At 71.7% G+C, this 15,347-nt stretch carries 12 protein-coding genes; 6 read left to right on the top strand and 6 right to left on the bottom strand.

From position 1 onward, the window contains the following. Positions 1–39: 39 nt before the first annotated feature. The 6 genes from ATC03_RS09150 to ATC03_RS09125 form a co-directional block, all read right to left on the bottom strand. A complete protein-coding gene (locus tag ATC03_RS09150; RefSeq protein ID WP_227820270.1) occupies positions 40–1,452 on the bottom strand; it encodes a sensor histidine kinase in 1,413 nt (470 codons plus the stop codon). Beyond that, positions 1,442–2,974 carry a multicopper oxidase family protein gene (locus ATC03_RS09145; protein ID WP_067875917.1) on the bottom strand — a complete coding sequence of 511 codons (1,533 nt, stop codon included), beginning with the start codon at positions 2,972–2,974 and terminating at the stop codon, positions 1,442–1,444. The genes ATC03_RS09150 and ATC03_RS09145 overlap by 11 nt, the downstream gene beginning before the upstream one ends. Positions 2,975–3,070: 96 nt before the next feature. Continuing rightward, the gene (locus tag ATC03_RS09140; RefSeq protein WP_067881794.1) at positions 3,071–4,603 is read right to left on the bottom strand and encodes an amidohydrolase; all 1,533 of its coding nucleotides are present in this window, start codon (positions 4,601–4,603) and stop codon (positions 3,071–3,073) included. Then, a complete protein-coding gene (locus tag ATC03_RS09135) occupies positions 4,600–5,604 on the bottom strand; it encodes an Fpg/Nei family DNA glycosylase (protein WP_067875914.1) in 1,005 nt (334 codons plus the stop codon). The genes ATC03_RS09140 and ATC03_RS09135 overlap by 4 nt, the downstream gene beginning before the upstream one ends. A 7-nt stretch (positions 5,605–5,611) precedes the next feature. Continuing rightward, entirely contained in the window at positions 5,612–6,118 is a 507-nt protein-coding gene (locus ATC03_RS09130) for a ribose-5-phosphate isomerase (RefSeq protein WP_067875911.1), read from the bottom strand. A gap of 9 nt (positions 6,119–6,127) precedes the next feature. Further along, on the bottom strand, positions 6,128–7,147 hold the full coding sequence (locus ATC03_RS09125) for a DUF2332 domain-containing protein (protein ID WP_067875908.1): 1,020 nt from the start codon (positions 7,145–7,147) through the stop codon (positions 6,128–6,130). A 123-nt stretch (positions 7,148–7,270) separates the two neighbouring features. Between ATC03_RS09125 and ATC03_RS09120 the strand changes: the two genes are divergently transcribed. From ATC03_RS09120 to ATC03_RS09095, 6 genes are all read left to right on the top strand, one after another. Then, positions 7,271–8,755, top strand: a complete 1,485-nt coding sequence (locus ATC03_RS09120; RefSeq protein ID WP_067875905.1) for an SDR family NAD(P)-dependent oxidoreductase — start codon at positions 7,271–7,273, stop codon at positions 8,753–8,755. Positions 8,756–8,918: 163 nt separating this feature from the next. Next, a complete protein-coding gene (pepN, locus tag ATC03_RS09115; RefSeq protein WP_067875903.1) occupies positions 8,919–11,468 on the top strand; it encodes an aminopeptidase N in 2,550 nt (849 codons plus the stop codon). Positions 11,469–11,576: 108 nt separating this feature from the next. After that, entirely contained in the window at positions 11,577–12,488 is a 912-nt protein-coding gene (locus ATC03_RS09110) for an ABC transporter ATP-binding protein (RefSeq protein WP_067875900.1), read from the top strand. Then, positions 12,485–13,339: an ABC transporter permease gene (locus tag ATC03_RS09105; RefSeq protein WP_067875897.1), complete on the top strand. Its 855-nt coding sequence runs from the start codon at positions 12,485–12,487 to the stop codon at positions 13,337–13,339. The genes ATC03_RS09110 and ATC03_RS09105 overlap by 4 nt, the downstream gene beginning before the upstream one ends. 10 nt (positions 13,340–13,349) lie before the next feature. Further along, positions 13,350–14,645, top strand: coding sequence for a sensor histidine kinase (locus ATC03_RS09100; protein WP_084003402.1), 1,296 nt, complete (start codon positions 13,350–13,352; stop codon positions 14,643–14,645). After that, positions 14,642–15,325, top strand: a complete 684-nt coding sequence (locus tag ATC03_RS09095) for a response regulator (protein ID WP_055857442.1) — start codon at positions 14,642–14,644, stop codon at positions 15,323–15,325. Before ATC03_RS09100 ends, ATC03_RS09095 begins: the two co-directional genes overlap by 4 nt. Positions 15,326–15,347: the final 22 nt, after the last annotated feature.

Here is a 15,347-nt window from a genome sequence, read left to right as displayed (position 1 = left end):
TCGTGCGTCGCTCCTCGACCGGCCGTGTGCGGAGCGGTGTCAGGGGCGGTCGGATGCCGCGAGCGCGACATACGGCACGTGCGCGCCGATCGAGGTCGGTCCGCCGACCGGGCTGTCCACGACGAGCACCCCGTCGAGCCCCCGCACGCGTTCGTCGAGCCCGGCGAGCCCGTGCCCGGGAACCGCCGATGCGCCGCCGCGCCCGTTGTCGGTGACCCAGAGGTCGATCCACCGTCCGCTCGCACCCGTGTCGCGCAGGCCGACGCGCAGGCGGATGCCGCTCGCCTCGGCGTGCTTGACCGCATTCGTCAGCAGCTCGGCGGCCACGAAGTAGACGTTGCGTTCGATCGAGGCCGGCAGCGCGGCATCCGTCGGCAGGTCGAGCTCGACCGTCACGGGCACGATGCTGCGTGCGGCGAGCGACTCGAGGGCGACCGCGAGGCCGCGGTCCTGCAGGATCGGCGGCGCGAATCCGCGGGAGAGCGCGCGGAGCTCGTCGAGCGTCTCGCGGGCCTGCTCGCGGGCCTCGCCGAGCATGCCCCGTGCGGCATCGGGGTCGCGGTCGATCGCGCGCTCGATGCTCGCCAGGTCCATCTGCAGGCGCACGAGGCGCTGCTGCGGCCCGTCGTGGATGTCGCGCTCGAGGCGGCGGAGCGACGCGTCCTCGGCCTGCACCGCCGCACCGCGCGACGCGGCGAGCCGGGTGACCTCGACCTCGAGCGCCTCGCTGCGCCACGCTCCGAGCACACCGCGCGCGATGAGGTCGTGCAGCACGGTGAGCCCGCGGAACACGAACGGCAGCGTGCCGAGGAAGATCAGTCCGACGATGAACTCGAACACGGTCTCGCCGAGCCACGGCTCGATCGCGAAGTCGTTGTTCGGGAAGAGGTAGTCCAGCACGACCTCGTGCAGCCACAGGTCGCGGTCGTACTCGGGGATGAAACCGCGCCACATCCAGCTGGTCGTGCCGCCGAGCGCCGCCGAGATCCACGTGATCGTGAGGCTCCAGGTCACGATGCTCACGATCGGATTGATGATGAGCGTGTGCAGCAGGTACAGCCAGTAGTGTCCGTCGATGAACGGCTCGAACAGCGACCTCCAGAAGCCGCTCCCACGTCCGTTGCGGTTCCAGACCGGCGGCGCGATCGGCGGGCGGCCGGCCCCCCGGAGCCGCACGAGCTCGAGCACGCCGAAGCCTCGTGCCGTGCCGAGCGCGGCGACGATGAGGAAGATGCCGAAGACGAGCGCGATGGTGCCGATGCCCGTGAAGAACAGGGTCGAGACGACCACCAGGCCGAGGATCGCGATCGGCATGGTCAGGATGAGGAAGCCCAGCTCGCGGGGCACGCCGGCCCAGAGGCGCCAGTAGCTGCGACGGCGCGGCGCGGCATCCGTCGCCGTCGGGTCGACCTCGCTCGCGGCGCGGTCGGCTGGCATCGTCTCAGTGCTCATGGTGGGTTCCTTCGCTCATCGTCGCACGTTGACCGGGCTCGACGACGGCGAACTGGCCCATCATGCCCTGATCCTCGTGCCACAGCAGGTGGCAGTGGTACATGTACGGCGTGCTCGGGTCGGCGTAGTCGTCGAAGCGCATGAGCAGTTCGTACGTGGTCTCGGGTTCGGTGAAGATCGTGTCCTTCCACCCGGCGAGCTCGGCCGGCGGCGCCTCGCCGTCGATCGAGGCGATGCGGAACTGCACGTCGTGCACGTGGAAGCTGTGCGGCACGGCGTTGGTGTTCTCGACGATCCATCGCTCGAGCGTGTTCACGGTGACGGTCTCGTCGATGCGTCCCATGTCCATGGCCTCGCCGTTGATCTCGAAGCTGTCGCCGAGCTCGAAGCGGCGGGTGGTCACGACCTCGGCCGGGTCGAAGTCATCGATGCTCGCGAGCTCGGTGGGGGCGGATGCCGCCGGCTGCAGTTCTTCGGCGGCGCGCACCTCGAGCACGTCGAACGCGTCGGCACCGCCGTTCATCGACGCCACGACCGACTCGAGCCCCGCGATCTCGGCGGTCATGCGCGACTGGAGCACGACCCGCTCCCCCGGTGCGAGCCGCAGCAGCACCTCGGCGCGCTCTCCGGGCGACAGGCGCACATGATCGAGGGCGACGGATGCCTCGAGCAGCCCGCCGTCGGTCGCGATGAGCTCGATCGGTCGCGCGTCGCCCCACGTGAAGGCGTACGTGCGCGCGGTCGAGGCGTTCAGCAACCGCAGCCGCACGAGCTCGGTGGTCGCGTCGAGGTACGGACCGCGGGTGCCGTTCACGAGCACCTCGTCGCCGAGGCCGCCGGCGTATCCGCGCTGCGGGTCCTCGCGTGCGCCGTCGGCCGAGAACCCGGCGTCCTGCACGATCACCGGTACGTCGTCGACGCCGTACTCGCCGGGCAGGCCGAGCGCTCGCTCCGCCTCGTCGTGGAGCACGAACATACCCGCGAGGCCCTTCGCGACGTGCGCCTCGGTCTCGCCGTGCGGGTGGGGGTGGTACCAGAGCGTGGCCGCGGGCTGGTCGATCGTCCACTCGGGCGACCACGAGGCATCCGGAGCGACCATCTGGTGCGGGCCGCCGTCCATCGCGGCCGGAAGGTGCATGCCGTGCCAGTGCACCGTCGTGGGCTCGTCGAGCGAGTTCGTGACGTCGACGCGCACGTGCTCGCCGCGGTCGGCGACGAGCGTCGGACCGAGGTACGTGCCGTTGAACCCCCAGCTCTCGCTCGCGACGCCGGGCGCGAACTCGGTGGAGCCGGCCCGCGCGTCGAGTGCGAACACGCGCGTGCCGTCGGCATCGACGTGCGACTCCGCGAGCGGCGGGATCGCGAGGGGCGTGTCGAAGTCGACCTCGCCGACCGTGTCGACGGGACCGGGGGCGACGATGCCGCACCCGGCGAACGCGAGCGCGACGAGGCCGCCGGCGGCGAGAGCGGCCATGGCGCTGCCGATCGTCGCGCCGGGTCTGCGGAGGCGGGTCTGGAGCATGGAACAAGCCTCGCGAACCGCGGCCCGCCGCCCCAGCCGGAGGACGCCCGAGTCGGTTCGGGGGTTTTCCCCCGTGGGCGATCGTGCCGGCTCGGGCTACCCGAGCGTCGAGTGCGTGAACCGGCCGCCCAGCAATGTCGCGGCGACCGGCATCGTACGCAGTGCGTCGGCGCCGGCGGCGAACGGGTCGAGTTCGATCACCGCGAGGTCCGCCGCGGCGCCCGCTCGCACCTCGGCACCGGCGCCGTTCGTCGACGCGGCGAGCGCGACCCTCGCCTCGATCGCCTGCTCGGGATGCCACGGGTCCCGGCCGTCGCGGGTGCGGCCGACGGCGGCGGCGATCGCGACCCACGGATCCAGCGGCGCCACGGGCGCATCGGACCCGAGGGCGAGCTCGACGCCCGCCGCCGCGAGGTCGGCGAGCATGAACGCGCGGTCGGTGCGGCCCGGCCAGTAGTGCTCGGCGACGTCGCGGTCGTCCATGGCGTGCTCGGGCTGCACGCTCGCCACGACGCCGAGCTCGGCGAAGCGCGCCACGTCGTCGCGTCGGAGCAGCTGCGCGTGCTCGATCGAGCCGCGTCGCGCCCAGCCGTCGCTGCCGAGCGCCTCGAAGGCGTCGAGCACGCGTGCGTTGGCGTGGTCGCCGATCGCGTGCACGGCCGGCGTGAGCCCGGCTTCGACCGCGCGTCGCATGAGCGGCACGAGCTCGTCGAACGGCACCGTCGAGAGCCCGTACGGGTGCTCGTGGCCCTCGAGGCCCGGATACGGGTCGAAGCACCAGGCGGTGCGCGTGTTCAGCGAGCCGTCGGTGATGACCTTGTAGCCGCCGACGGTCACGAGCCCGCCCGTGCCCTCGACCGCTTCGCCCGTGCGGAGCCCGTCGACGATCGCCCGCTCGAAGTGCTGCGTGTAGACGCCGAACGACACCCTGAGCGAGCGGATGCCGCGGGCGGCCCGCCTGGCCCAGTCATCGCGGTTCCATCGCATCTCGTAGTCGGTGACGCCGACGACGCCGCGTGCGGCGGCCCGATCGGCGGCCTCGCCCACCCATTCGTCGAGCACGTGGTCGGCGATGTCGTCGAGCTCGCGCACGAGCGCGAAGCAGTCGCCTTCACGGAGGATGCCGGACTGGCCGGCCGCCTCGAGCACGCCGTGCCGGCGTGCTGCGGCCGAGTTCACCCAGCAGGCGTGCAGGTCGGCCGAGACGAGCACGACGGGCACCTCGCCCGACACCGCGTCGAGGCGTTGGCGCGTCGGCGCATCGGCCCACAGCCCGTCGCGGTAGCCGAAGCCGATGACCTCGGTCGCACCGGCGTCGACGGAGGCCGCGACGAGCGCCGCGGCGCCCGCGGCCGAGTCGGCCGAGGCGAGGTCGAGCCGCCGCGACACCATGGCCCATTGCGAGGCATGCACGTGACGGTCGTGCAGCCCAGGAACGACGAATCGGCCGTCGAGCTCGACCCGACGAACGGCGACGCGCTCGGCCTGCGGCTCGATCGGGCCGCCTGACGGCCGGATCGACGAGACGCGTCCGTCGGCGACGTGCAGGTCGACGAGGCCGGCCCCGCCCGGCAGGCGCGCACCGGCGAGGAGCAGCGGCGCCGCGGCATCCGTCGGTCGCATTGTCATGCCTGGCACCTCGGGCACCAGTAGAGCTTGCGGGCGCCCATCTCCTCGAGCACGATGTTCGTTCCGCACACGCGGCACGGCTGCCCCTCGCGCTTGTAGACCCAGTGGCGGTCGTCGCGGCTGGCCATCGCGGCACGATAGGCCTCGGGGTCGAGGTCGTCCATGGTCATCATCTGCCCGGTCTCGACGCCGATCGCGAGCAGCTTCGCCCAGTCGCGCCAGAGGTCGCGCACGACCTCCTCGGGAACCAGCCGGCCCGGCGTGTGCGGGTTCAGCCGGGCACGGAACAGCAGTTCGGCGCGGTAGACGTTGCCGATGCCGGCGACGACGTTCTGGTCCATGAGGAGCAACCCGATGGGCGTCGGCTTGCGCCGCACGACGCTCGTGAAGCGCTCTTCGGAGGCGGGACCGGGATCGAGCAAGGGGTCGGGGCCGAGCTTCGCGACGATCGCCTCGACCTGCGCCGGGTCGAGCACCTCGCATGCGGTCGGGCCGCGCAGGTCGGCGCACACCGTCTCGGTGAGCAGCCGCACCCGCACCTGGCCGATCGGCTCCGGCGGGAACGTCTCGGGGCGCGCGCCCTCCTTCTCGGACTCGGACATGCGCAGGCGCGTGCGCCGCGGCGCGCCGATCGAGGTGATCGAGTTCTCTCCTGCCGAGTCGAGCACCACGGCGTCGGGATTCTCGGCGTCGAGGAAGGTGCCGCGCTGGTTGGTCTGGCCCATGCGGCCGTTCGCCGACGCGATCGTGGCGTCCATCAGGATGTCGCCCGCGAAGTCCCACGCGCCGTACATGCCGAGGTGCACCCTCAGCCACCGGTCTCCCTCGAACCCGAGGAACATCTGCTTGCCGACGGCCCGCGCATCGGTCACCCGGCGGCCGTCGAGGTCGGCCGCACCCTGCACGAACCGGCCCTGCGGGCTCGAGACGCGCACGACGTGCCCGACGAAGTTGCGCTCGAACTGCCGGGTGATGCGGTGGACGGAATGCCCCTCAGGCACGCGGCGCCTACGCCTCGGTCGCCGCCGGGCGGTCGACGCCCTTGCCCGCGATGTCGCCCGTGGTCTCGTACTCGGCGAGCTGCGCGATGCGGCGCACGTGGCGCTCATCGCCCGAGAACGGCTCCGCGATGAACGCGTCGATGTACCGGATCGCCTCTTCGACGGTGTGCTGGCGCGCACCGATCGAGATGACGTTCGCGTCGTTGTGCTGGCGCGCGAGGATCGCGGTGTCCATGCTCCACACGAGGGCCGCGCGCACGCCGACGACCTTGTTCGCGGCGATCTGCTCGCCGTTGCCCGAACCGCCGAAGACGATGCCGAGCGCGTGCACGCCCGCCGACTGGTCGGCGGCCACGGCGAGCGCTGCGTTGATGCAGAAGGCCGGGTAGTCGTCGAGGGCGTCGTACTCGGCGGGTCCGTGGTCGAGCACCTCGTGACCGGCGTTGGTCAGGTGGTCGACGAGCGTACGGCTGAACTCGAGGCCGGCGTGGTCGGTCGCGATATGGATGCGCATGCGTCGAGTCTAGGGATTCGGCGCCCACGTGAGCGCCCGCCCGTGCGGCTGCGCCCAGGCGACCTGCACGCCGTCGAGGGCGAGCACGAGGTCGCTGGGCTCGTTCGGCACCTCGTCGCGCAGGCGGATGCCGCGGAGGACCCGGCGGGCCTCCGCGGAGACCCAGTGCCCTGGCAGGTCACCCACCTGTCGCACGAAGCGATCACGACCCGGCTCGTCGAGGTACATGAGCACGGCCGTGTGGAACACGACGAGGGTCGCGTCGGCCGGGGCGGTTGCGGCGAGCGCCGCGAGCTGCTCGTTGAGGTCGCCGCTCACGAGGTGCGGCGGGTCGGCGGCGGCGATCGCGGCGGCGGCACTGAGCCGCGCCCGTCGGTCGTCGTGCTCGGGCCAGACGAGGGCGTCGAGCCACGCGACATCCGCTTCGGAACGCACGTCGAGCGGGTTCAGGTCGATGCCCGAACGCCAGACGATCTCGGGCATTCGGCTCGGCACGGGAACCGGGGTGCCGCCTCGCACCGTGCACTCGAGCTCCACGGCGCCGTCGCCTCTGCCCGGTCCGGGAATGGGATCGAGCCGCACCGAACCCCCGACGGCATGGCCCGTGTACCGGTACCCGTACCGGTCGGGGTACAGGCAGAGGCCGGCCGAGGCGCCCACCTCGAGCAGCGCGATCGGACCCTCGATGCCGGAGAGCACGGGCAGGAGCAGGGCGCAGCGCGCGGCCTCGTTGGTCTGCGTCGCATGCGAGAGGGCGACCTCGCGCACCGCGCTCCAGTGCTCGGCGAGCCAGGCGGCGAACGCCGGGTACGGGCCGGGTTCGGCACCGAGCAGGCGCGCGGCCGAGAACACCAGGTTGGGTTGGCGTTTGGGCGGGGGCAGTTCGTCGATCAGGGCCTGCACCGCGGCATCCGTCGCCACGCCGTCGGCCCATGCCTCGTACGTCGCCGACATGCCGCTCGCCTCCACGTCGGCGAAGGCGCGGTAGCGCTCGGCGGTCGAGGCCGTGGCGTCGGTGCTGGTGCTCATGGCGTCACGCTACTCCCGGTGCGGATGCCGCGGCGGGCCGCGGGTGCGCGCACGGTTGACCGGCACCGCGGCGAGCGCAACGCACACAGCCAACCGTCGGACGACACGCCGTAGAATCAGCGGATGCCCACCGCCGACCACGCCGACTCCAGCGCGCCCAAGATCGACGCCGCCGACCTCGAGGCGACGCTGCGCGTGCTGGCCTCGCTCAGCGAGCTCGACGAGACCGACCCCGACTTCGAGACGGTGCGTCACGCCACCGCGAAGATGTTCAAGTCGGTCAAGTCCGCCCGCAGGCTGGTCAAGCGCAAGGTGATCCAGGACGCCGATCGCGCGGTCATCGCGGCGACGGCGACGGGCGCGCCGACCCGCATCGACGACGAGACGCGCGGGGCCGACCTCGTGAGCGGCACCGACGCGCGCACCGCTGGTGAACTGCTCGTCGCCCGCCCCTGCTACATCTGCAAGCAGCGGTACACGCTCGTCGACGCGTTCTACCACCAGCTCTGCCCGACGTGCGCCGCCATGAGCCACGCCAAGCGCGACGCCCGCACCGACCTGACCGGCCGGCGCGCACTGCTCACGGGCGGCCGGGCGAAGATCGGCATGTACATCGCGCTGCGGCTGCTTCGCGACGGCGCGCACACCACGATCACGACCCGGTTCCCGCGCGATGCGGCTCGGCGCTTCGCCGCCATGCCCGACGCAGACCAGTGGCTGCACCGGCTCCGCATCGTCGGCATCGACCTGCGCGACCCGGCGCAGGTCATCGCGCTCGCCGACGACGTCGCCGCACAGGGCCCCCTCGACATCCTCATCAACAACGCCGCGCAGACCGTGCGCCGCTCCCCCGGCTCGTACTCGCCGCTCGTCGAGGCCGAGTCCTCGCCGCTGCCCGACGGCCCGATGCCCGAGCTCGTGAGCTTCGGCCACACGAACGACGCGCACCCGCTCGCGCTCGCCGACTCGGTGTCCAGCCACCCGGTGCTCTCGTCGGGACTGTTCGCCGGGACCATGACCGCCGACGACCTCACCGCGCTCGCCCTCGCACCAGGCTCGAGCTCGCTCGCCCGCCTCGCGGACCGCACCGCGATCGACGCGGGCGGCCTCGTGCCCGACCTCCACCACGAGAACAGCTGGAGCGCGGTCGTGCAGGACGTCGATCCGCTCGAGATGCTCGAGGTGCAGCTCTGCAACACGACGGCCCCGTTCATCCTCGTGAGCCGACTGCGGGCGTCGATGGCCGCATCCCCGGCGCGTCGCACGTACGTCGTCAACGTCTCGGCGATGGAGGGCGTGTTCAGCCGCGGCTACAAGGGCCCCGGACACCCGCACACGAACATGGCCAAGGCCGCGATGAACATGCTCACGCGCACGAGCGCGAAGGAGATGCTGGCCGACGGCATCCTCATGACGAGCGTCGACACCGGGTGGATCACCGACGAGCGCCCGCACCCGACCAAGGTGCGACTCGCCGAGGAGGGCTTCCACGCCCCGCTCGACCTCGTCGACGGCGCCGCCCGGGTCTACGACCCCATCGTGCGCGGCGAGGCCGGCGAAGACGTCACCGGCGTGTTCCTGAAGGACTACGCGCGCTCCGACTGGTGAGCCGACGCTCGGCGCTGCGGCGCGGCATCCGCTCGCTCGGGATGCCTCGCCCGGGGCGGCCTCGCTGCGGGCGAACACACCATGCCGGGGCCGGTGGCGAGGGCTAGGCTGGTTCGCGTTGCCCGCGGCCACGAGCCGCGCAGATATCCGCGAAGGAGCCCACGTGCCTGGAGAGAACCTCACCCGATCCGAAGCCGAGGAGCGCGCGGCGCTCGTCACGGTGCACGACTACGACGTCGTGCTCGATGTGACCACCGGCCCCGAGGTGTTCAAGACCACGACGACGGTGCGGTTCGACGCCACCGCGGGCGCCTCGACCTTCATCGACGCCATCACCGCCGCCGTGCACCGCGTCACGCTGAACGGCGTCGACCTCGACCCCGCACAGGTGAGCGACGGCGTGCGCATCCAGCTGTCGAACCTCGCCGCGCAGAACGAGCTCGTCGTCGAGGCCGACGGCACGTACATGAACACCGGTGAGGGCCTGCACCGCTTCGTCGACCCCGTCGACGGCGAGGTGTACCTCTACACCCAGTTCGAGGTGCCCGACTCGCGCCGCATGTTCGCCGTGTTCGAGCAGCCCGACCTGAAGGCGTCGTTCCGCTTCACGGTGACCGCGCCCGCGCACTGGGAGGTCGTGTCGAACTCGCCGACGCCCGAGCCCGCCGACGCGCACGAGGGTGCGAAGACCTGGGCGTTCGAGCCCACGCAGCGCATCTCGAGCTACATCACCGCGCTCATCGCCGGCCCGTACGCGGTCGTGCGCGACGAACTCACGAGCTCCGACGGCCGGGTGATCCCGCTCGGCGTGTTCAGCCGCAAGAGCCTCTCCCAGTACCTCGACGCCGACTACGTGTTCCAGAAGACCAAGCAGGGCTTCGAATACTTCGAGGCGAAGTTCGGCGTGCCTTACCCGTTCCCCAAGTACGACCAGCTCTTCGTGCCCGAGTACAACGCCGGCGCCATGGAGAACGCGGGCGCCGTCACCTTCACCGAGGCGTACGTGTTCCGCTCGAAGGTGACCGACGCGATCCGCGAACGTCGTGTCGTCACGATCCTGCACGAACTCGCACACATGTGGTTCGGCGACCTCGTCACCATGAAGTGGTGGAACGACCTGTGGCTGAACGAGTCGTTCGCCGAATGGGCGTCGACCATCGCGACCGCAGAGGCCACCGAGTGGACCGAGGCGTGGACCACCTTCAACTCCATGGAGAAGAGCTGGGCCTACCGCCAGGACCAGCTGCCCTCGACGCACCCGATCGTCGCGACGATCAACGACCTCGAAGACGTGCTCGTCAACTTCGACGGCATCACGTACGCCAAGGGCGGCTCGGTGCTGAAGCAGCTCGTCGCCTGGGTCGGCATCGACGCGTTCTTCGCGGGCGTCTCGGCCTACTTCCAGAAGCACCAGTGGGGCAACACAACCCTCGCCGACCTGCTCGTCGAGCTCGAGGCCGCGAGCGGCCGCGACCTGACCGAGTGGTCCGAGCTCTGGCTCGAGACCTCTGGCGTCAACACGCTGCGCCCCGAGATCGAGACCGACGCCGAGGGCCGGATCACCGCGTTCACGGTGCTGCAGTCGGCGCCAGCCGACTACCCCACGATCCGCCCGCACCGCCTCGCGATCGGCTTCTACAACCTCGTCGACGGCAAGCTCGTGCGCGACCACCGCGTCGAGCTCGACGTCGACGGCGAGCGCACCGAGGTCGCCGAGCTCGTCGGCCTCGCGCGCCCCGCGCTCGTGCTGCTGAACGACGACGACCTCGCCTACGCGAAGATCCGCCTCGACGACGCCTCGCACGGCGTCGCGCTCGCCAACCTCAGCGAGATCGAGGACCCGCTGGCCCGCGCCCTCGTCTGGAGCTCGGTGTGGGACGCCACGCGCGACGGCGAGACGCGCGCGAGCGACTACCTCGCCCTCGTGCTCGGCAACATCGCGAGCGAGACCGAGTCGACCACCCTGCGCATCGTGCTCGCCAACGCGGCGCTCGCCGCGGGCGCCTACACCGAGCCGTCCCGCCAGGCCGACGCCCTCCGCGCGGTCGCCGACGGATTCTGGCGCCTCGCGCAGGAGGCCGAGGCCGGCAGCGACGCCCAGTTCCAGTTCGTGACGAACTTCGCGGGCCTGGCCGAGCACGGCTCGCACGTCGACGACCTCGCCGGGCTCTTCGCGGGCACCGTGCGACTCGACGGCCTCGAGATCGACGCCGACCTCGGCTGGCGCCTGCTCATCGCCCTCGTCGCGTCGGGGCGCGCCGGCGACGCCGAGATCGACGCGCGACTCGCCGACGACAACACGGCCACCGGCCAGCAGTCGGCCGCCCACGCCCGTGCCGCGATCCAGACCGTCGAGGGCAAGGAGCGCGCCTGGGCCTCGCTCATCGACGTCGACACCGCGACGAACACGATCGTGCGCGAGTCGGCCGCCGGATTCGTGCGCACGACCGATCCGGCCCTGCTCGAGTCGTTCGTCGAGCGGTACTTCGCGATGCTCGAGCCCGTGTGGGAGTCCCGCAGCTACGCGATCGCCGAGAAGCTCGTCGACGGGCTGTACCCGTCGCCGCTCGCGAACCGGGGGCTCGCGGACGCGAGCCGTGCTTGGCTCGACGCGCACCCCGACGTGCCGGCCCTGCGCCGCCTCGTCATCGAGCGCCTCGCCGGCGTCGACCGCGCCCTCGTGGCGCAGGAGCGCGACGCGCAGCAGGCCTGACAGCCGATCCGGGGCGGGTCGAGGTGGTACCGCGGTACCACCTCGACCCGCCCCGGACCATTCGCGAGGCGGATGTGCGGCCCGCCGCCGATCCGTAGCGTTGCAGGCATGATCACGGCAGAAGGGCTCGTCAAGCGCTACGGCGCGAAGACGGCCGTCAACGACATCAGTTTCACCGTCCGGCCAGGACAGGTCACCGGATTCCTCGGGCCCAACGGCGCCGGCAAGTCGACCACGATGCGCATGATCGTCGGGCTCGACCGACCGAGTGCCGGCGGCGTGACCGTCAACGGCAAGCCGTACGCGGCGCATCGAGCCCCGCTCCACGAGGTGGGCGCACTGCTCGACGCGAAGGCCGTGCACACCGGCCGCAGCGCCTACAACCACCTGCTCGCGATGGCGGCCACGCACGGCATCGGCGCGAGCCGGGTGCGCGAGGTCATCGAGCTCACCGGCCTCGAATCCGTCGCCCGCAAACGCGTCGGCGGATTCTCGCTCGGCATGGGCCAGCGACTCGGCATCGCCGCCGCGATGCTCGGAGACCCGGCGACGCTCATCCTCGACGAACCGGTCAACGGCCTCGACCCCGAGGGCGTGCTGTGGGTGCGCCAGTTCGTGCGCCACCTCGCATCCGAGGGCCGCACGATCTTCCTCTCCTCGCACCTCATGAGCGAGATGGCGCTCACGGCCGACCACCTCATCGTGCTCGGACGCGGCGAGATCATCGCCGACGCACCGGTCGCCGACATCATCGCCGGCGGCACGCGAGCGCGGGTGCTCGTGCGCTCACCGCACGCCTCGCAGCTCGCCGAGCTGCTCGCCGCCCCCGAGATCGCAGTGATCCGCTCGGAGGCGGGCGTGCTCGAGGTGACCGGGCTCCCGGCATCCGGCATCGGCGATCTCGCCGCACAGCACGGACTCGCCATCCACGAACTCACCCCGCTCAGCGCGTCGCTCGAAGAGGCCTACATGGCCCTGACCTCCGACGCCGTCGAATACCGTACGGAGGCCGTCCGATGACCGCCATCACCGCGCAGCAGGCACACCCCTCGCAGCGCACCCGCCCCACCTCGCTGACCTTCGCCGGTGTGCTCCGCTCCGAGTGGATCAAGCTCCGCAGCCTCCGCTCCACCACGTGGTCGTACCTCATCGTGATCGCGATCTCCCTCGGCATGGCGCTCATCATGTCGCTGAGCATGGTCGGCGGCATGGGCGGCGGGCTCGACGTCGGCGCGGCACCGGCCGACCAGCAGGCGCAGCTCGTGCTGCAGGCCTCGGTGTTCGGCGTCTATTTCGGCCAGCTCGTCGCCGGCGTGCTCGGCGTGCTCGTGATCAGCGGCGAGTACACCACGGGCATGATCCGTTCGACACTCACGGCCGTGCCCAAGCGGCTCCCGGCGCTCGCGGCCAAGGCCGTCGTGCTGTTCGTCGCGACGTTCGTGGTCGGCCTCGTCGCCAACCTGCTGGCCTTCGCGGTCTCGTCGGCGGTGTTCGCCGGCAGCGACGTGTCCGCGAGCCTGACCGACCCGGCCGTGTTCCTGCCGCTGCTCGGCGGGGCGCTCTACCTCGCGCTCGTGTCGGTCTTCGCGCTGGGCGTGGGCACGATGCTCCGCAGCAGTGCAGGCGGCATCGCGGCAGTGCTCGGGCTCATCCTGCTGCTGCCGACGGTGCTCGCGATGATCCCCGCCGAGTGGGCCCAGGACCTGGTTCCGTACCTGCTCTCGAGCGCCGGCATGAACATGTTCACGTCGACGACCGCGGGCCCGTCCGGCGACGCCCTCGGCGTGTGGGTGAACCTGCTGATCGTGCTCGGCTGGGTCGCGGCATCCGTCGTCGGCGCCGCCGCGCTGCTGAAGCGACGGGACGCGTAGAGTCCCGTACATGTCGGACGCATCCTTCTCCCCCGGCTACCCGGCTTCGGTGGTCGGGGGAGAACTGCGTCTGCCCAAGCCGCCCGGGGTGGTGCGCCAGTTCTGGGCGCGGCATCCGTGGCTCACCGACTCGCTGATCGCGGCCCTCTACGTCGTGCCGACGTTCATCGGCTCGCTCGTGCTCGGGTTCGGCCCGACGCCGCCGCCGCTCTGGATCACGATCGCGCAGCTCGTCGCCATCGCGGTCGCCGGCGCCGCGATCCTGCTCTTTCGTCGGTGCCGCCCCTGGCTGCTCCTGGTGGTCTCGTGGAGCGTCTGCCTCGTGGTGTACCCGTTCGGGTCGACCGACGTGTTCCCCATGCTGCTCGGGCTCTACGCGCTGGCCGTCTACGGCTCCACCCGTTCCGCGTGGATCGGGTTCGGCGGTTCGGTCGTCGTGGCGACGGCGTCGTCGTACATCGCGGTCTGGGCGCACGCCGACGACACGGTCGCGCCGTTCGGCGCCGACGCACCCGCCTCCGCGACGCAGTTCACGGTGCTGCTGCTGATCGCGACGCTCATCGGAGTGACCGTCGGCAACCGCCGTCGCTATCTGAACGCCCTGATCGCGAGGGCACACGACCTCGCCCGCGAACGCGACCAGCAGGCGCGTCTCGCGACGGCGGTCGAACGATCGCGGATCGCCCGCGAGATGCACGACATCGTCTCGCACGGCCTCACGGTGATGGTGACCCTGGCCGACGGCTCCTCGGCGATCGCCGGCCGCGATCCCGATCGGGCCGCCGACGCGATGCGGCTCGTCGCCGAGACCGGTCGATCCGCCCTCGCCGACATGCGGCGCATGCTCGGGGTGCTCTCCGAGCCCGCCGTGACCTCCGAAGAACTGGCGCCCCAGCCGGGCGCTGCCGCGATCCCGGCGCTCGTCGAGCGCTTCCGTTCGGCCGGCCTCCCGGTGCAGCTGACCACCGCTGGTCCGCCGATCGAGGATCCCAACCTGCAGCTCACGGTCTATCGCATCGTGCAGGAGGGCCTCACGAACGCGCTCCGGTACGCCGCGACGGCGCATACGGTGGAGGTCCGCGTCGCGCACGTCGATGGCGTGGTGCACGTCGACGTCGTCGACGACGCGGCCGCCGCCTCGAACCCCGAGGTTGCGAGCGGCGGCCACGGCCTCGTCGGCATGCGCGAACGCGTGGCGCTGTACGGGGGCACACTCGAGGCCGGTCCCCGTTCCATCCGCGGCTGGCAGCTGCACGCCGAGCTCCGCTCCCGCGACGACGCCGAATCCGAGGAGGAACGCCCATGAGCACCGCCGGCCGGCCCATCCGAGTCGCCATCGCCGACGACCAGGCGCTCGTGCGCACCGGCCTCCGCATGGTGCTCGAGGCCGAACCCGATCTCGTCGTCGTCGGCGAGGCGAACGACGGCGGCAGCGCGATCGACCTGGTCGCCGCCCTCGACGTCGACGTCATGCTCATGGACGTGCGGATGCCGGGGGTCGACGGCATCGCGGCCACCGAGGCGATCGTGGCGGGCGGCCGACCCACCCGGGTGCTCGTGCTGACCACGTTCGACCTCGACGAGTACGCGTTCGCCGCGATCCGCGCCGGCGCGAGCGGATTCCTGCTGAAGGACTCGCGCCCGGTCGAGCTGGCGGGTGCGATCCGAACGGTGCACGCGGGCGAGGCCGCGCTCGCACCCCGTGTCACGCGCCGCATGATCGAGCTGTTCGGCGCCGAGCTGCCCCGCCCGGCGGCCGCCGAGGCGCCCGGGCTGTCGTCGCTGACCGCCCGCGAGCACGAGATCCTCATCGCCATCGCAGAGGGCCGGAGCAACACCGAGATCGCGGCCGACTTCGTGCTCTCGGAGTCGACCGTGAAGACGCACGTCGGACGCGTGCTCCTCAAGCTCGACGCCCGCGATCGCGTGCAGCTGGTGATCTACGCGTACGAGCACGGCCTGCTCCCCCGTGCCGGCTCGGCCTGACTCAGTAGGCTGGGCTGGCCCG

It is taken from the genome of Agromyces aureus (genome assembly GCF_001660485.1).
Lineage (GTDB): Bacteria > Actinomycetota > Actinomycetes > Actinomycetales > Microbacteriaceae > Agromyces > Agromyces aureus.
This window is presented reverse-complemented; position numbering and strand designations above follow the sequence as displayed.